This window comes from Marinomonas sp. A3A (assembly GCF_018336955.1).
In the GTDB taxonomy this organism is placed as follows: Bacteria; Pseudomonadota; Gammaproteobacteria; order Pseudomonadales; family Marinomonadaceae; genus Marinomonas; species Marinomonas lutimaris.
In genome coordinates this window covers 923,107-939,714 of the sequence record NZ_CP025532.1, presented here as the reverse complement: position 1 = coordinate 939,714, position 16,608 = coordinate 923,107, and the positions used below count along the sequence as shown (strand labels likewise).

The window sequence follows — 16,608 nt, the reverse complement described above, 5'->3', positions numbered from 1 at the left end:
TGTTCTAACTTTAGGATTAGAAATTGAATAATAACATCGTCACCAAACTTCAAAGTGGTCTTGGCAGAGCCTTAACCTACTTCATTTTATTATCCTGTTTGGCTATTTTGGTACTCTATCTGGTGCAGCGCTTTGGAACACAATACGCCGAAGACAAAATTCAAGAACAGCTTAATCAATCTGGTTTAGCACCTTTTGTTCATTACGAAAGCATTCATCTTGACCCATTCACTCTGACGCCGTCTCTAGAAAATGTCAGCTTTGGCAACGAAAATTCGCCGTGGTTGCGTTTCGCTAGAATTTCGTTGAATAGCTATCCGATTAAATACCCAGATTTAGATGTGGATTTTTGGATCCAAAAAAGCCCAATAGACAGCTTGTCTCGTGAAACACGAGGCCTAATGCGCGCCGCGGGAGTTGATACCTTGCTTGGAAAAGGTTCTTTTACTTCCAAGGTAGAAGGCGAAAACGTCTCCTCTCACTTCAAATTAGATATAAAGGATCTTGGCAAGCTCGACCTGACTTCTAAAATCAACCTGTTAGACAACAGCATCGTTATGTCTGATTTACGTTCTGATGTGCTTGCGTCTTTTGCACTGGGTCAACCCGAAGCACTGCCGATCATCTATGGTGATGCCATCGAACTGCATTCTTTGGACGTAAAATACGAAGAGTCAGGATTAATCTCTCACCTGTTTCCTCCATCGGTTATCTTACAAGACTCCCCAGAGAACCAGTTGAACAGACTAGAAAACATATGCCAAGCATTAGGGCTTGCGCCAGCTGACTCGGAAGAAGCGGAGCATATTGCCGAGACGTTGCTAGCGTTTCTGAAGCAACCAAAAAAGCTAAGTCTGACCCTATCACCTTCTTCAGCGATCAGCTTAAAAGAACTTGCTTTACTAGCCAGCGAAGGCATGCTCTATAAAGACAGTAAAATGACGTTATCGAACGATTAATAAGCAAAAATTACAGCCCAAGTGTCTGTACACATGGGCTGTAAAAATTATCGAGTCTCTAAAATGGGTTAAACATTTCTCGATAAGACTGGTTAGACGTCGCTCTGGCAATGCCTTTTACCATTCTGAAAATCGACCAAACCCAAACACCAAATAACACGATGTAGCCGATAAAAAAGAACGCCAGTATCACGCCAATCACGCTCCAAAAAATCCCCCACCAAAAAGTACTAATGATATTGGCATAGTGATCTTCAAAAAACGTGCCGCGAGCCTCATCCGCTTTCACCATGGCCCATATCGCACCAATCAACCAAAAGACACCGGTAAAAACGCCTAGCAACATAAAAATATAGGCAATCACTACATTGCTTTTTGCATTTTCCTCTCGCGGTGTTAACTGCCTAAAACGATTATCAGGTTCAAATCCGGACATATATCAATACTCCGTTATTCAATAAAAATGTGTCTAATAAGCATAATGGGGATGCTTTTAAAATTATCTCCCTCTCCTTATTCAGTTTTATGATTTCTTTTCAATACGAATACTTGTAACGTGCTCTGTACCCACTCTGTTTTTCACCCATAACGCCTAGGAATACCATGACAAATGTGACGATTTTAGTCGATGTTCAAAATATCTATTACACCACGAGACAAGCTTTTGGACGCTCTTTCGATTACAACACCTTTTGGCAACAGGCCACTGAAGGTCGAAATGTCGTCAAAGCCATTGCTTACGCCATAGACAGAGGTGATGAAAAACAACGTCAGTTTCAAAATATTTTACGTGCAATTGGCTTTGAGGTGAAATTGAAGCCCTTTATTCAGCGCTCGGATGGCTCAGCAAAAGGCGACTGGGATGTGGGTATTGCCATCGATGGCATAGAACATGGTAAAGACAGCGACGTGCTTGTTTTGCTTTCAGGGGATGGGGATTTCGATATTCTCGCTAAAACTCTCAGAGAAAAATACCAAACCAGAGTAGAAGTTTACGGCGTTGAATCCTTAACAGCACAGTCATTAATCAATGCGGCCGATGACTTCACCGCCGTCAGTAACAAATTGTTACTTAAATAGATAAAACTCGTCTATATTTTTAAGAGAGAATATGTCCTCTTAAAAATCCTTACTGATTATTTTATATACAGAAAGTGACGAAATGACATCTCAAACAAACTTCTTATTATTAGAAACAAGAGACACCCTACATAAGTGGCTAAGTCTAGTCACAGGTGTACTCATACTATTTTTCAGCTTTCTTAATGTTGCTATCTTAAACCAAGCCACTATTGGCGCCATAGAAGCTATTTTTGGCCTGTTAAACTTATATTTTTTTAGATCTGCTTATCAAGGAAAAATATATAAATGGCATAGCTATATGCTAATTTTTTCTCTAACAACAACCGTCTTTTATGCTTTTTATTTTGCAGATCTAAGGGCTGGTTCTATTTACTGGTTACTTATCTTGCCACCTTTGTATTGCCTACTTACAGGACCAAAACTGGGGCTCTTTTATACCATTCTCCTTTCCATTCCAGCCATATCGATTCTGTTTATAAAATCCGATACTACTGATTTAATTCCCTACCGATCGGTTCTAAATTTCGTACTGGCTTATTTCTTGTCCTACGCCATTTGCTATTTATATGAAACCCAATATGCGAAAAGTAGTCTGCTACTAGAAAAAATGGCCTTTCAAGACCCATTAACAGGCGCACAAAACCGCCATGCACTGAAACTATTTTTTGACGATTTCAATAAAGATCCAGTGGATCCATTTCAAGAAGAACAAGAAGAAACACGCCTTCTAATTATTGATATTGATCTCTTCAAAAAAGTTAATGACGAATTCGGACATGATGTAGGTGATTCTGTACTGATTGAGATGGCTGAATTATTGCGTTACTGCACAGATAATGATGAGATTTATCGTATCGGAGGAGAAGAATTTTTAATTATATTAAAGGACCACACATCTACTCAAGCATTTGATTTTGCAGAAAAAATCCGAAAGACAGTTGAAAATACAGTGTTTAGAACTCACCAGAAAAACATAAAAATTACCGTGAGTATTGGCATAGCAGAACTAAAAAAAGGCCAATCCTTTAGAGAATTTTTACGAGTCGCCGATAAAAACCTCTACTCAGCAAAGAATAAAGGGCGTAATTTAGTTCACTATGGTGCTATGAGTGTTACCGAAGCGGTCTAGCGGCATTTGTAGCAATACCCGATTATTAACGAGTTTTTTACCCCTATTGTGCTTAAGCGAATCAGTCAATGAGTACTAGACGTTATCCGTATTCCTCTGTATCACCAGAGGAATTCCACAAATGGCTAAGCGCGTTAATTTGCGTATTAAACAGCGTCTATTTTTTACTGAATATGGCAATCCTGCAAAAATTGGGAATTGGGGGCGTTCAACTCACCGTCGCAGTATTTGGCGGCTATTGCTTTTATAAGTCATCAAATGGCCTTTACCGACCTTGGCATAGCTATACTCTTCTCGTCTTATTAACCTTAAATATTCTACTATCTATTGCCATCATGGAGCTGGTAGCAGGGGCGACCTATTGGGGCCTTGCCTTACCTTTTTGGTACTACAGCTTATTTGGCCTGAGAAAAGGTTTTGTTTTTAGTGCGGTTATTGTGCTCCTCTGTGCTGTAGTCATATTTCTACGTACTGACACGAATATATTCATGCCATACAGAACAGTATTCAACTTTACCTTAGTCTATTGCTCCATTTGGCTTGTCTGCCATGTCTATGAAGTGCAACGCCAAAAAACCAGTGCCTTTCTACACTCACTTGCATTACAAGACGACTTAACAAACCTTAAAAACCGCCATGCCCTAAAAGCCGATTTCCGAGCTATCCATAAAAACTTTCAAAGCATTCACATGCTCATTATTGATATTGATCACTTCAAACACATCAATGATAAATATGGGCATGATATTGGCGACACAGTACTCACAAAGGTTGCCGATCTGCTTATGCAATCCACTCAAGTAAAGGAAATATATCGCTTAGGTGGCGAAGAATTTGTTATTTTACTAAAAGATATTAGTGATGAAGAAGCACAAGAACGGGCAGAGAAAATCAGAAAGACGATAGAGCTAGGGATTTTCTTCAGCCACAACGAACCGATCAAACTAACAGTCAGTATTGGCATCAGTTCGCTGCGACCAGAGCATGAATTTACCGATTTTCTTCGCTCTGCAGACGAAAAACTCTATCAAGCCAAGCACGAAGGGCGAAATCGAGTCTGCAGTTAACGGCTAAAGGTTTCCAAAAAAAGCGCTTCCACTTTTTCTCTGGCCCAAGGTGTTTTACGTAAAAACTTCAAGCTCGACTTCACCGATGGATCACTTTTAAAACAGTTAATATTTATACGAATCGACAACTCTTCCCAACCATAATGTTCTGCTAAATCCGTAACTATTTTCTCTAACTTCACACCATGAAGAGGATTGTTAACTTGTGTTCCAACCATATAACTGTATTCCCATAACCCAATTTGAAATTAATCGAGAGTATACAGCATGTAAAAAAAAGCCGCTTCAAAGATCATGCGGCTTATCCTTATTTCAACCTAATTTAGTCTCAACACCTAATCCTCTAAAGACACCCACTGACCATTTCTTTGGCTCGAAAGTACACTCGCTGAGATAAAGCGCATTCCATGTAACCCTGTTGCTAGAGTCGGTAAATCGGGGTTAAAAGTAGATGACAATAGCTGCTCTGCAAACTCAGCATACAAATTAGCAAACGCTTCTAAGTAACCTTCAGGGTGACCAGAAGGAATACGAGAAACCAATGTAGCCGCTTCGCTTAGATAACCATTACCGCGCCGGAGACGTTGGCTTGGCTCACCTAACACCGAATAAATCAGCTCATTAGGCGATTCCTGTCGCCACTCTATGCCGGCTTTATCGCCATAAATCCGCAACGACAAGGCATTCTCATTGCCGGGAGCGACTTGGCTCGCCCACAAGCTCCCTTTCGCGCCATTTTTAAAGCGCATCAAAATATTAGCTTCATCATCAAGCTGACGCCCTTCCCCCCAACTAGATAAGTCCGCCAAGACCTCTTTTGCCTGAGTATTAGCAACAAAACACGCCAATTGATAAGCATGACTGCCGATATCTCCCATACAACCCGCAATACCGGATTGCGCAGGATCAGAGCGCCAAGTGGCTTGTTTGTTACCCGTTTGTTCTAATGGTTCCGTCAACCAGTCTTGTACGTATTCCACTTGAATAGAACGAATATTACCCAATTTACCTGCTTTAACCATGGCACGTGCTTCGCGTACCATAGGATAAGCGGAATAATTATGGGTTAACAAAAACTGCGCCTGACTTGCCTCTGCGGCTTGATATAGCGCTTCCGCCTCTTCAAGAGTCGCGGTCAAAGGCTTATCACAAATTACGTGAATACCGCACTTCAAAAACGCCATCGCCACGGGGGCATGTAGATGGTTAGGTGTCACAATGGATACCACTTCAATACCATCTTCACGCTCACTTTCCTGACGCGCCATTTCTTCAAAATCCACATAGGATCGAGTAATTCCAAGCGCTTGTGCTGAACGTTCTGCTTTATCTGATTGGCTCGATAAAGCTCCTGCCACCAACTCGTAGTGATCATCCAGTCGAGCTGCAAAGCGATGCACTTCTCCAATAAAAGCGCCTTCTCCACCACCGACCATACCAAGGCGCAATCGGCGTTTGCTTGCTTCAGTCATAAAATCACTCCAGTCCCAACATTCTTCGGTTCGCTAGTGCGTCGATACCACTGTCAGCAAAATCATCAAAGGCCTTATCCGTTACTCGGATAATAAAGTCTTGAATGTGTTGCGCGCCTTCACGGGCACCCTCTTCAGGATGCTTTAAACAACACTCCCATTCCAACACCGCCCAGCCGGCAAAATCATAAGCGGTGAGCTTAGAAAAAATACCTTTGAAATCCACCTGGCCATCACCGATAGAACGAAAACGTCCAGGACGATCTACCCAGTTTTGGAAACCACCGTAAACGCCGCATTTGCCATTCATATTCAGCTCTGCGTCTTTCACATGAAACATTTTGATACGCTCATGATAATGATCGATAAAGGCCAAATAATCCAAATGCTGCAACACAAAATGGCTGGGGTCATAAAGAATATTCGCCCGTGGATGATGATCCACTTCGTCTAGAAAACGCTCAAAAGTCACACCATCATGAAGATCTTCACCGGGGTGAATTTCATAACAAAGATCTACACCAGCTTCATCAAACACATCAAGAATGGGCTTCCAGCGTCGACCCAGTTCTGCAAACGCCTCTTCGACTAAGCCTGCTGGTCGTTGTGGCCAAGGGTAAAAATAAGGCCACGCCAAAGCACCGGAAAAGGTCGCATGAGCCGCCAAACCAAGACGCTGTGACGCCTTAGCTGCCATTTTAAGTTGCTCCACCGCCCACGCTTGGCGTGCGGCGGGGTTGCCTCTTACGCTCGGATCTGCAAAGCCATCAAACGCTTCGTCATAGGCCGGATGCACCGCCACCAGCTGACCTTGTAAATGTGTGGATAGTTCCGAAATAACCACGCCATGTTTGGCTGCTGTCGCAGTTAGCTCGTCACAGTATTCTTGGCTGTTTGCAGCTTGCTCAAGATCCATCAGGCGTTTGTCCCAGGTGGGAACTTGCAAGCCTTTATAACCCAATGAGGCAACCCAGCCACAAATAGCATCAAAGCTATTAAAGGGGGCTTCATCACCAACAAACTGCGCTAAAAAAATAGCCGGTCCTTGTATCGTTTTCATAACGTCCTCCTAAAAACAAGCGGCAAGCAGGGCTTTGGCAGCCTCAGGATCAAGTGCTCGCGGGCGATCACAATGGGTGGTCATCTTGATGGATTGTCCACTCTCACCTGACGCCAAAATCGCCGTCATTACTTCCACACCATGTAAAGCTCTGTCCAGCGAACACATATGATCACGCCCCATATGGATCGCCATAACCATTTCAGCCAAACCTGCGGTACGATAATTCGCCTTTGCTAGCTCGCCATGAATTTGATTGGGCACGCCAAACGGGTGATCCCATACTTGCAAGGGTGTCTCACGACCATCCTGAATCAGCGATACTTTCCCACCAAAAAAATTAGGGTCAGGCAAATACATAGAACCTTTACTGCCGTATAGCTCCATATGGGAATGCTGATGGGCTTGCACGTCCCAACTAGCCCCCAAGGTAATCACTGCACCATTTTCAAACGTTAAAATAGCGTGAATTGTCGTTGGAGTTTCCACTTCTATCATCTCACCAGATCTTGGTTGGCTGGTAATCTTGCGTTGCTTACGAGGAATCGCTGTCTTGGCAATCACCGATTCCACAGGACCTAATAATTGAATTAAATTAGCAATGTAATACGGCCCTAAATCAAGAATAGGGCCACCACCAGGTTTAAAGAAAAAGTCCGGATTGGGATGCCAGCTCTCCATTCCTGCGCTCATCACATGGCAAGTACCTGAGTACACTTCGCCAATTTCTCCCTTGTCCAGTAAATGCCGTGCAAACTGATGGGAGCCACCCATAAAGGTGTCAGGGGCACTCCCGACTTTGAGCCCCTTCTTAAGTGAAAGCGCTTTCATTTTTTGACCTTCTTCAAGGCTTAAAACCAAAGGCTTTTCTGAATAAACATGTTTTCCAGCCTCAAGAGCTTGCATGCTTACCGCATAATGTGCTGCGGGGATAGTTAAATTGACAATAATATCAATATCTTGAGAGGCTAATAATTCATCTACACTGCGCGCTTCAACGCCGTATTTTTGCGCTTTCGTTGCCGCTAACTCAGCGTTTAAATCGGCACAAGCAACAATCTTAAAACCACAGAATTGCGGAGCCAAAGAAAAATAACTGTCCGAAATATTGCCACAACCAATCAGTCCAACATTCAAAATAGTTTTCATGCTGTCACCCCTTTTAATAAAGCTTTTGCGCCCGTTAATGCACGATTCGCAAAACGTGATAAATCATTAGGGTTATCATGCTCCATCACAAACGCATTGGCTGGCGTTGAACGCACCACGGGCCACCAGTCTCGCCAAGGCAAGGTTCCGTGAGTAAAGTCCGCCCAACCATCTTCATCTTGGCATTCCCCTTCTGGCGCGATGTCTTTTAAATGCACAGCACAAATACGGTCACGATATCTGGTTAGCCACTCAGCCGGATCTTGTCCGCCTTTGACCACCCAAGACACATCCATCTCCCATTTAATATTCGGGCCGCCTTCTAGAATCCACGTCATTGGCAAAGAACCATCGGCTAGAGGCTCAAATTCAAAATTATGATTGTGCCAGCCAAATTCAAAACCAGCGTTGATGGCTCTTTCTCTAATAGCCTCTAAACGCTGCCCCAATTCAAACCAACCTTGCGCGCTGTCAGGACGTTGCTCTGGCAAAATATAAGGACAAATAATCGTGTGCATATTCAAGGTTTTCGCGATATACAAAGCCTGCTGTATGTTGTTTTCCAACATAGCTAGATCAAAGTGCCCTGTTGGCATGGTCAATTGGTGTTTTTCTAATAAGCTTTTTAGCTCATCCAATTGGCCATACAAACCACCATAGCCTTCCACTTGCTGATAACCAGCTTGATGTAAAAGAGCAAATACTTCATCAAGAGATTGAGTATTACGGGCGCTATAAAGCTGAAATGAAAATTCGTTCATATCGTTTCCTTTTTATTTTTATTGCGATGATTGTTGGCTTAAAGCCGCACTTCACTTTGCTTAGAAAAGAGATGAGCTTTTTTCGGATCAAGATAAATATCGACGTCTTCATCCCACTTAAGCTGATGATCTCCATGAACTTTTACTGACCATTTACGGCCCATAAAATCAAACCAAACAATGGTTTCATCACCCATTGGCTCTAAGATATCAATCTTGGCAGAGGTCAATTTTACATAGCCGTCACGAGGCCTAAGCGCCAAATGCTCAGGGCGAATTCCCAAAAAAGCGTTCTCATCATGATCACCTTGATTAATAAACTCATAACCCATTAAGTTGACGCGATAATCTTGATAAACAAAGTTTTCGCCAACGACACGACCTTCCAATAAATTCATGCTCGGCGAACCAATAAATTGCGCGACAAACAGGTTACAGGGTTTATGATAAATATCCGCTGGAGTGCTCAATTGCTGGATTTCGCCGTCCTTCATGATGGCAATTCGATCCGCCAACGTAAGCGCTTCCACTTGGTCATGAGTCACATACACCATGGTGTTTTTTAATTGCTGATGCAGGCGCTTTATTTCTACGCGCAAATCTGCCCGTAATTTAGCGTCCAAATTCGATAAAGGCTCATCGAATAAAAAGACATCCACATCTCGTACCAAAGCTCGACCTATCGCCACACGCTGACGCTGCCCACCAGACAATTCGGATGGCTTGCGATGCAGAAGTGGCTCTATTTGCAAAATTTTAGAAGCACGATCCACTCGCTCACGAATCTCATCTTTTGCCATACCTTTGACCTTCAAGCCAAAAGACAAATTCTTTTCCACCGTCATTTGCGGATACAAGGCATAAGACTGAAAAACCATGCCAATTCCGCGATCTTTGGGTTCTTCCCATGTCACGTTGCGATCGTTGATCCAGATCTGCCCAGCGGTGATATCCAACAAACCAGCAATGCAATTGAGCAAGGTCGATTTCCCGCAACCAGAAGACCCTAAAAGAACCAAAAACTCCCCCTTTTTAATATCAAGATTAAGGTGTTTTAAAACATGGGCATCTTGGTATTTAAGATCTAACTCTTTAATCGATATACTGTTCATCGTCTTACCCCTTCACCGCGCCAGCCGCTATGCCACGCACAAAATATTTGCCAGACAACAGGTAAATAGCCAACGGTACCAGTGCCGTAAGAATCGTTGCTGCCATGTTCACGTTGTATTCACGTACGCCAAATGTCGTTGCCACTATATTGTTTAATTGCACCGTCATTGGTAGGTTCTCTCGACCGGCAAAAATCAGCCCCAATAAGTAGTCATTCCAAATGCCTGTAGTCTGTAAAATCACTGCAACAACCGTTACAGGAATAGATAAAGGCATCATGATTTGAAAGAAAATCTGCCAAAAATTTGCGCCATCTACTCGCGCAGCTTTAAATAATTCATCGGGTAAAGATGAAAAATAATTGCGGAATAACAAGGTCATGATAGGCATACCAAAGATGGTGTGAATCAAAATAATCCCAGTTAAAGAACCATAAAGTCCCACCTCACGAAGGAAAATGATCAGCGGAAAGATCACCACTTGAAAAGGCACAAAGGCGCCAAATAACAAAAGACCAAACAATACATTTGAGCCTTTAAAACGCCAAAATGACAAGGCATAACCATTGATAGAACCGAGAATGATAGAGATCGCCACACTCGGAATAGTGATTTTTACGGAGTTCCAAAATCCTGTTTGAATACCATTACACTCCACCCCAGAGCAGGCCTCTCCCCACGCTTTTACCCATGCGGCAAAACTTGGGTCGCCAGGTAACGCAAAAAGCTCCCCTAAGCGAATCTCAGGCATGCCTTTTAGCGATGTAATCAACATCACGTACAAAGGAATACAAAAGAAAACGGCAGCACTGAATAAAAATAAATAAACGCCAAGCCGTGAGACTGTAGTTTTTTTCGGCTTTGGCCCATGTGGGCCAGTTAATTGAATCTGTTCCATGATCGACTCCTAATGTTTCGTTGGACGAACATATTCGCGATAAATCCAAGGACCAATGACCAAGAGCACTGGAAGTAACATCATGGTCGCCGCAGCCATCCCTAAGCCCACGTTGCCACGCGCCGTAATATGATCAATAACAAACTTAGCTGGCATTTCAGTCGACATACCTGGGCCGCCACCCGTTTGTGCAACAATAAGGTCATAAACCCTTACCACGCCAACCGCGAGCAGCACTACGGAGGTAATCATCACAGGTCTCATCATTGGCAAAACAATAAAGAGATAAGTCTTCCAAGCAGGAATACCATCCACACGAGCCGCTTTCCAAATTTCGCCATCGATACCGCGTAATCCAGCCAGCATCAAGGCCATCACTAGCCCAGATGATTGCCACACAGCAGCAATCAACACACCATAAAGGGCATACTGCGGATCGACCAACGGAGCAAACTCAAAAGACTCCCAGCCCATACGTTGAATAACATTTTGAACGCCAAGAGAAGGTTCCATCATCCATTGCCAAACTAGACCCGTTACAACCAAGGACATCGCATAGGGATAAAGAAATAAGGTTCGAAAGCCGCTTTCAAAACGTACTTTCTGATCAAGAAACACCGCCATAAAAAAACCCGATATTAAGCACAGAGCAATGAATAACACGCCGTACAAAAATAAGTTTTCGACAGACACTAGCCATCGGGATGTTCCCCATAGGCGTTCATACTGGTCTAACCCGACCCAATTAAAGTTTGGAAACAAGCGTGATTTCGTGAACGAAAGCACCACCGAATAACAGACACACACCACAAATACGCCAATCGCTACAATCGCCATCGGCGTACTTGCTAATAACGAAGAAATTTGAACGCGCTTAGCGCGTCTTGGGGTAGATACTTTTATTGAAGTAGCCGTAGTCTCTTCCATTTGAAACTCCTTTTGAAACGCAAGAATTGACCGCCAGGACAGCCCACTAAAAAGCCGTTCAACTAAGTATGTAGACTTAGGACAATTAACAGGCGGTCATTTTTTCACCAAAAAATCATTCGGCGTCTTCGATAATGCCTTTAAAAATATTAAGTGCATTGTCGACAGACATACTTGGTTCGTTCCAAAAAGTAGAGACTAGATCTTGCACCTGCCCATTCGTATCTTCCGTAATGTAATTATTTGCAGGTGTGATAGTGGCTTTGGGGTCATCCAACAAAGCGAGGCCTTTTTTCATGCAAGCATCAGCCACATCTAAATCGACATCGGCACGCACAGGCAAAGAACCCTTAGTATTGTTAAATTTTGCTTGAATAGTTGGGCTCAACATCATAGAAGCTAACTTCATTTGTGCCGCTTCAAGGTTTTTATTTGAGGATTTAGGGAAGATAAATGCATCTCCGCCTAAAGTGAGAGAAGGACGTTTAGCGGGTCCAGGAATACAACCATAATCGACTTCGGCAACTTTTCCTGCCGCAGCAAACTCACCACGGGCCCAGTCACCCATTACTTGTACAGCCGCTTTGCCGGTGATAACCATATTCGTGGCATCATTCCAGTTTCGACCAGGCGCCCCCTCATCGGTAAATTGTCGTAGTGCACCGAATGTTTCGAACACTTTACGCATTTTATCGCTGCTAGCAGCCTTTGGATCCTTATCTTTCCATACCCTGTTCCAGAATTTTTCATCTGTCACGCCAATCATCACTACATCAAAAACATGACGTTCCTGCCAACCTTGTCCACCAAAGGCCAAAGGAATGTAACCCGCTTCACGAATTTTAGGCGCGACAGCCAAAAACTCTTCCCATGTATGAGGTTCTTTCACGCCAACATCAGCAAAGACCTTCTTATTCGTCCAAAGCCATTGATTAGAATGGATATTGACTGGCACACAATAAATGCCGCCGTCTTTCATACAAGGATTTAAGATACTCGAAGGACGTATAAAGTTTGTCCAACCTTCTTTCTCTGCAACCGGAGTGAGATCTAGGAGAAGACCTTCTTCAATCAATTCTTCGAACTGACGAGAGGTGTTGAATTGTGCGGCGCCCGGTGCATCACCACCTAGAATGCGCTGCATGGTAAGTGCTCGCGCGTTTTCGCCTAATGCGACAGCGGTATCCATCCACTTGTCGTTGCCCAGTTTATTAAATTCCTCGGCCAACACTGTGACGGCTTTTTGCTCTCCGCCAGATGTCCACCAATGAATCACTTCAACATTGGCCGCTTGGACCGACGCACTCATAAATCCTGCCCCTATTGTGGCAGCAAACAGTTTTTTACCCATCATATTATTTTTATCCTCTATTGGGTTTTTGTCCTCAAAACTTCCTTAAAAAAGACTTGAGTTGAAAACGGTAAAACTTGAAATGAAACCGTTTTCATGAACAAATATTAGACAATAAAAGATCCCCGTCAATACTTTTTACTTATTTGTTTTAAGGGCTACTAATTCAACTTAAGCAGATTGACGAACAATTAACTCAGGGGAAAAGGTCGTTTTTAGAGGAAAATGAGTACCATAAACGCTATTTAAAAGCAGGTATGCCGTGGCTTCAGCCATATCGTATAATGGCAGTTTGATGGTGGTAATGCTTGGGGAATAATACTTAGACATATCAAGGTCATCAAAACCTATTATGGCAATATCTTCAGGGACCTTAATCCCTTGTTCTGCACATACATGCAGGGCTCCCATCGCCATAATATCATTGGCAAAAAAGATCGCAGTTGGTCTATCTTCACGCTCTAAAATAGATTGCATGTGAGTCATACCAGAATTCGCACTAAAGTTGCCTTCGAGTTGAAAGTGCAGGGCAAGATCGGCTTGTTGTAGCGCTTTTTGGCAACCTAAATAACGCTGATACGCATCATGCTTCCATAATGGGCCTGTAACAGTCGCAATCTTTTTATGGCCTTTATCAATAAGATATTGGGTCGCCATTTCACCACCCGCAAAATTATCGAAAGAAATATGACGGTCTTCTCCACCAGGAAAAGTCTGATTTAAAACAAAAACAGGACAACGCAAATTAATCTGTGATATTTCCTCTTCGGATAAAAAGTTGGTAATAATCACTAACGCATCCACTTGACGTTTAATCAAAAAATCGACAGCATCACGCTCGCCTTCTAACGACCCGTTACCACTGGCGATAATCACATGACGATCACCACCGCGTAAGGCCTTTTCAACGCCGCTTGCCGCTGGTCCGTAGTATGCTGTATCGATACGAGATGCAACCAAACCAATGGTGTAAGTCTTATTACTCGCAAGCGAACGAGCCGCCTGATTCGGACTATAAGAGAGTGCTTTGATGGCTTCTAATACACGAGATTTCGTCTCATCTTTGACTGGTGTAACACCACTTAACACTCGAGAAACCGTGGCTTTAGAAACGCCTGCGAGTGTTGCAACTTGATTAATAGTGCTCATCGTTTTTTTCAAACTACTATCCTAGGAAAAGAAAACACCAAAAAATTATTATAAGCCTGCTTTTACTTCGACAGGACAACAATCCTGTGGTAATTCTGTAACCGATTAAAATAAATCATACGACGGAATTTGACTATTACAACAAATCCCCGAAAAATAACGAAAAATTTAGGAGAACAATTGCATGGGTATTCTATCTAGCCTCAAAGGGCTATTTGCAGGTGGCGAAAGCGCACCAGAAAAAACAGAAGACGTCGTAGAATATAAAGGTTTTTCAATTATACCAGCACCGATGAAAGACAGCGGCCAATACAGAGTCGCCGCAACCATCACCAAGGGCGATGGCGAAGAGCAAAAAACACATAAGTTTATTCGTTCAGATTTAATGCCAAGCCGCGACGAGTGTATTGAAATCACCTTACGAAAAGCCAAGCTTACGATTGATCAACTAGGTGATAATATTTTTTAACCAATTGATAAAGAAGACGAATATGAGCGCACCAATAGGACAACACTGGCAACAAGTTAGCGAATGTGAAGACCTATTGGGTGCCGACTTTCGCACCCGCACCTTTTCTTTTGCTGGCCCTAAAACTCAAGTCCACACTACTCTCATTAATCATGTCGGTAACCCTGATGCGACAAAAGCCATTTTGTACGTACATGGCTACACAGATTATTTTTTTCAGACCGGTTTAGCTGAGCACTTTGTCGATCTTGGCTATCGCTTCTATGCCTTGGATTTACAAGGTTACGGTCGCTCTATCCGACCATCAACGCCGCCTAACTGGTGTGAATCAATTGAACAATATGGGCAAGATTTAGACATTGCCTTAGCAACCATAAAACAAGATGGCGTAGATCAAGTCGTCATACTTGGACATTCCACAGGCGGACTAATCGTATCGACTTATTTGGCCCAACCTTATGCTTTGCCGGAACGCGAAAGCCACTACAACAAAGCGTTTCCTGAGGTTCTTGGGCTCATGCTTAACAGCCCATTTCTGGCGCTGCCTTTTTCTCCAGCCGTATTAAACTTTGTCAGCTGGCCAGTTCGAATCTTGGTATCTTTACTGCCGTTTTCGTATTTACGAGCGAAAAAAATTAATATTTATTCGAAGTCACTACACACAATATATGGCGGTGAATGGGATTACCGATTAGATTGGAAACCCTCGCAGGGCTTCGATTTATCTTTCCATTGGCTAAGAGAAGTCATTATTGCGCAACGTAATCTTGCTAAGCAGCGCCTCCATACACCAACACTAATGTGCCATGCCGAAATCAGCACCATAGGAAAACGCACGGTCGAAGAAGTACAGCAAGGCGACGGAGTGTTAGACGTCGATAGCATGCAGCAAGCCGCCAAAAAAACCTTCATAAACCTCACACAAGCGAGCATCCCTCAAGGTTTCCATGACTTGTATTTGTCTCACCAACCTGCTCGTACAGCTTATTTATCAGCCATGACTCAATGGCTAGAAAAGCTAGATTAGCGCTAGAAAAACTAGATCAGAAGCACTAAACAGGCTTCTAAAAAAACCTACGCACCTTGGCGCCGCATTACCCAATCCAGCAAGCAAGTTGGTAACACGCGTTTCATCACCACAGCTGCATACGTTGGCATAGTCACGTAATAACGTGCTCTTGGACGAGGTGATTCCAAAGCATGAATCAGTTTTTTCACTACAGCACTGGCTGGCAAGGTTTGCGATGAGGTTACGCCCTCTTTGCTCAAACGCGCAATCGCTTCCGCATAACCTTTTTGGTGACGGCTATTTTCCATATCAATATTGTCTTGCAGAGCAAGCAACGCATTCGCACGAAAACGACTTTCAATGGGACCAGGTTCAATCAAACTCACTTTTATCGGCGTATCCGACAACTCCAAGCGCAAGGTATCGGTTAGGCCCTCTAAAGCAAATTTACTGGCGTTGTAAGCACCACGAAACGGCGCAGCAACCAAACCCAATACAGAGCTATTATTTACAATACGACCGAAACCTTGCGCTAACATGATTTTCAGCACCTTGGTTGTCAGCTCATGAGTGCCAAAGAAATTACACTCAAACTGCGCTCTTAACGCATCAACCGGCAAATCTTCAACGGCCCCCGGCTGGCCGTAAGCGCCATTATTAAACAAAGCAAAGAGCTGGCCATTGGTAATAGCCAATGTTTCTTGCAAGCCTTTTTCTATTGAAGAGGAATCCGCCAAATCCAGTCGAACAACATGCTTAATGCCTTGAGCTTGCAATGCCGCTACGTCCTCTTGCTTACGGCAACTCGCCACCACCAAAAAATCACGCTCTTGTAGCATTCTGGCGGCTTCTAGCCCAATTCCTGTCGAACAACCTGTAATAAGAATAGAATATTGCATAGCGCTTCCTTATAAAAAAAAACTTTCAGGCCTTGGATGGTAGCAAAAAGTCATGCTAAGTGCCGTTTTCTTGATTTTAATCACAATACTCACCGTCACTCAGGCTCATAATCT

The 16,608-nt window shown here is 43.3% G+C and carries 18 protein-coding genes; 6 read left to right on the top strand and 12 right to left on the bottom strand.

All coding sequences use genetic code 11. From position 1 onward, the window contains the following. The first annotated feature begins 23 nt into the window (after positions 1-23). Positions 24-959 (top strand): aq_1923 C-terminal domain, encoded by a 936-nt coding sequence (locus CYL31_RS04370; protein WP_212917753.1) that lies wholly within the window; start codon positions 24-26, stop codon positions 957-959. A 58-nt stretch (positions 960-1,017) separates the two neighbouring features. Here CYL31_RS04370 and CYL31_RS04365 read toward each other — a convergent pair whose 3' ends face one another. Further along, positions 1,018-1,395 (bottom strand): DUF4870 family protein, encoded by a 378-nt coding sequence (locus tag CYL31_RS04365; protein ID WP_212917752.1) that lies wholly within the window; start codon positions 1,393-1,395, stop codon positions 1,018-1,020. A 167-nt stretch (positions 1,396-1,562) separates the two neighbouring features. Here CYL31_RS04365 and CYL31_RS04360 point away from each other — a divergent pair, with 167 nt between their 5' ends. The 3 genes from CYL31_RS04360 (at position 1,563) to CYL31_RS04350 (ending at position 4,238) form a co-directional block, all read left to right on the top strand. Beyond that, positions 1,563-2,039, top strand: a complete 477-nt coding sequence (locus CYL31_RS04360) for a LabA-like NYN domain-containing protein (protein ID WP_212917751.1) — start codon at positions 1,563-1,565, stop codon at positions 2,037-2,039. A gap of 82 nt (positions 2,040-2,121) precedes the next feature. Beyond that, positions 2,122-3,171, top strand: coding sequence for a GGDEF domain-containing protein (locus tag CYL31_RS04355; protein ID WP_249411692.1), 1,050 nt, complete (start codon positions 2,122-2,124; stop codon positions 3,169-3,171). A 68-nt stretch (positions 3,172-3,239) separates the two neighbouring features. Further along, positions 3,240-4,238 carry a GGDEF domain-containing protein gene (locus CYL31_RS04350; protein ID WP_212917750.1) on the top strand — a complete coding sequence of 333 codons (999 nt, stop codon included), beginning with the start codon at positions 3,240-3,242 and terminating at the stop codon, positions 4,236-4,238. On the opposite strand, the gene CYL31_RS04345 is transcribed toward CYL31_RS04350, so the two are convergent. The 10 genes from CYL31_RS04345 to CYL31_RS04300 all read right to left on the bottom strand — a co-directional run bounded on the left by CYL31_RS04345 (position 4,235) and on the right by CYL31_RS04300 (position 14,129). Beyond that, entirely contained in the window at positions 4,235-4,456 is a 222-nt protein-coding gene (locus CYL31_RS04345; RefSeq protein ID WP_212917749.1) for a VF530 family protein, read from the bottom strand. The two genes, CYL31_RS04350 and CYL31_RS04345, sit on opposite strands and share 4 nt — an antisense overlap. A 117-nt stretch (positions 4,457-4,573) precedes the next feature. Further along, complete coding sequence (locus CYL31_RS04340) at positions 4,574-5,710, bottom strand: Gfo/Idh/MocA family protein (RefSeq protein WP_212917748.1); 1,137 nt, start codon at positions 5,708-5,710, stop codon at positions 4,574-4,576. A gap of 4 nt (positions 5,711-5,714) precedes the next feature. Continuing rightward, a complete protein-coding gene (locus CYL31_RS04335) occupies positions 5,715-6,770 on the bottom strand; it encodes a sugar phosphate isomerase/epimerase family protein (RefSeq protein ID WP_212917747.1) in 1,056 nt (351 codons plus the stop codon). A 9-nt stretch (positions 6,771-6,779) separates the two neighbouring features. Next, positions 6,780-7,919, bottom strand: coding sequence for a Gfo/Idh/MocA family protein (locus CYL31_RS04330; protein WP_212917746.1), 1,140 nt, complete (start codon positions 7,917-7,919; stop codon positions 6,780-6,782). Further along, positions 7,916-8,680: a sugar phosphate isomerase/epimerase family protein gene (locus CYL31_RS04325; RefSeq protein WP_212917745.1), complete on the bottom strand. Its 765-nt coding sequence runs from the start codon at positions 8,678-8,680 to the stop codon at positions 7,916-7,918. Before CYL31_RS04325 ends, CYL31_RS04330 begins: the two co-directional genes overlap by 4 nt. Positions 8,681-8,718: 38 nt before the next feature. Beyond that, positions 8,719-9,792: an ABC transporter ATP-binding protein gene (locus tag CYL31_RS04320; protein ID WP_212917744.1), complete on the bottom strand. Its 1,074-nt coding sequence runs from the start codon at positions 9,790-9,792 to the stop codon at positions 8,719-8,721. A 4-nt stretch (positions 9,793-9,796) separates the two neighbouring features. Next, entirely contained in the window at positions 9,797-10,690 is an 894-nt protein-coding gene (locus CYL31_RS04315) for a carbohydrate ABC transporter permease (protein ID WP_212917743.1), read from the bottom strand. Between the two features lie 9 nt (positions 10,691-10,699). Then, positions 10,700-11,617 (bottom strand): carbohydrate ABC transporter permease, encoded by a 918-nt coding sequence (locus CYL31_RS04310; protein ID WP_212917742.1) that lies wholly within the window; start codon positions 11,615-11,617, stop codon positions 10,700-10,702. A 115-nt stretch (positions 11,618-11,732) separates the two neighbouring features. Next, positions 11,733-12,971 (bottom strand): ABC transporter substrate-binding protein, encoded by a 1,239-nt coding sequence (locus tag CYL31_RS04305; RefSeq protein ID WP_212917741.1) that lies wholly within the window; start codon positions 12,969-12,971, stop codon positions 11,733-11,735. Positions 12,972-13,139: 168 nt separating this feature from the next. Further along, entirely contained in the window at positions 13,140-14,129 is a 990-nt protein-coding gene (locus CYL31_RS04300) for a LacI family DNA-binding transcriptional regulator (protein WP_212917740.1), read from the bottom strand. 172 nt (positions 14,130-14,301) lie between these two features. Here CYL31_RS04300 and CYL31_RS04295 point away from each other — a divergent pair, with 172 nt between their 5' ends. Further along, positions 14,302-14,586 carry an HlyU family transcriptional regulator gene (locus CYL31_RS04295; protein WP_212917739.1) on the top strand — a complete coding sequence of 95 codons (285 nt, stop codon included), beginning with the start codon at positions 14,302-14,304 and terminating at the stop codon, positions 14,584-14,586. A 22-nt stretch (positions 14,587-14,608) separates the two neighbouring features. After that, entirely contained in the window at positions 14,609-15,613 is a 1,005-nt protein-coding gene (locus CYL31_RS04290) for an alpha/beta hydrolase (protein WP_212917738.1), read from the top strand. A 47-nt stretch (positions 15,614-15,660) separates the two neighbouring features. Here CYL31_RS04290 and CYL31_RS04285 read toward each other — a convergent pair whose 3' ends face one another. After that, positions 15,661-16,494, bottom strand: coding sequence for an SDR family NAD(P)-dependent oxidoreductase (locus CYL31_RS04285; RefSeq protein WP_212917737.1), 834 nt, complete (start codon positions 16,492-16,494; stop codon positions 15,661-15,663). Positions 16,495-16,608 lie beyond the last annotated feature (114 nt).

Coding starts and splice junctions, on each gene's coding strand:
- CYL31_RS04360 (WP_212917751.1), top strand. CDS start 1,563: ATGACAAATGTGACGATTTTAGTCGATGTTCAAAATATCTATTACACC.
- CYL31_RS04335 (WP_212917747.1), bottom strand. CDS start 6,770: ATGAAAACGATACAAGGACCGGCTATTTTTTTAGCGCAGTTTGTTGGT.
- CYL31_RS04325 (WP_212917745.1), bottom strand. CDS start 8,680: ATGAACGAATTTTCATTTCAGCTTTATAGCGCCCGTAATACTCAATCT.
- CYL31_RS04290 (WP_212917738.1), top strand. CDS start 14,609: ATGAGCGCACCAATAGGACAACACTGGCAACAAGTTAGCGAATGTGAA.
- CYL31_RS04285 (WP_212917737.1), bottom strand. CDS start 16,494: ATGCAATATTCTATTCTTATTACAGGTTGTTCGACAGGAATTGGGCTA.
- CYL31_RS04295 (WP_212917739.1), top strand. CDS start 14,302: ATGGGTATTCTATCTAGCCTCAAAGGGCTATTTGCAGGTGGCGAAAGC.
- CYL31_RS04340 (WP_212917748.1), bottom strand. CDS start 5,710: ATGACTGAAGCAAGCAAACGCCGATTGCGCCTTGGTATGGTCGGTGGT.
- CYL31_RS04350 (WP_212917750.1), top strand. CDS start 3,240: ATGAGTACTAGACGTTATCCGTATTCCTCTGTATCACCAGAGGAATTC.
- CYL31_RS04320 (WP_212917744.1), bottom strand. CDS start 9,792: ATGAACAGTATATCGATTAAAGAGTTAGATCTTAAATACCAAGATGCC.
- CYL31_RS04355 (WP_249411692.1), top strand. CDS start 2,122: ATGACATCTCAAACAAACTTCTTATTATTAGAAACAAGAGACACCCTA.
- CYL31_RS04330 (WP_212917746.1), bottom strand. CDS start 7,919: ATGAAAACTATTTTGAATGTTGGACTGATTGGTTGTGGCAATATTTCG.
- CYL31_RS04315 (WP_212917743.1), bottom strand. CDS start 10,690: ATGGAACAGATTCAATTAACTGGCCCACATGGGCCAAAGCCGAAAAAA.
- CYL31_RS04310 (WP_212917742.1), bottom strand. CDS start 11,617: ATGGAAGAGACTACGGCTACTTCAATAAAAGTATCTACCCCAAGACGC.
- CYL31_RS04305 (WP_212917741.1), bottom strand. CDS start 12,971: ATGATGGGTAAAAAACTGTTTGCTGCCACAATAGGGGCAGGATTTATG.
- CYL31_RS04345 (WP_212917749.1), bottom strand. CDS start 4,456: ATGGTTGGAACACAAGTTAACAATCCTCTTCATGGTGTGAAGTTAGAG.
- CYL31_RS04365 (WP_212917752.1), bottom strand. CDS start 1,395: ATGTCCGGATTTGAACCTGATAATCGTTTTAGGCAGTTAACACCGCGA.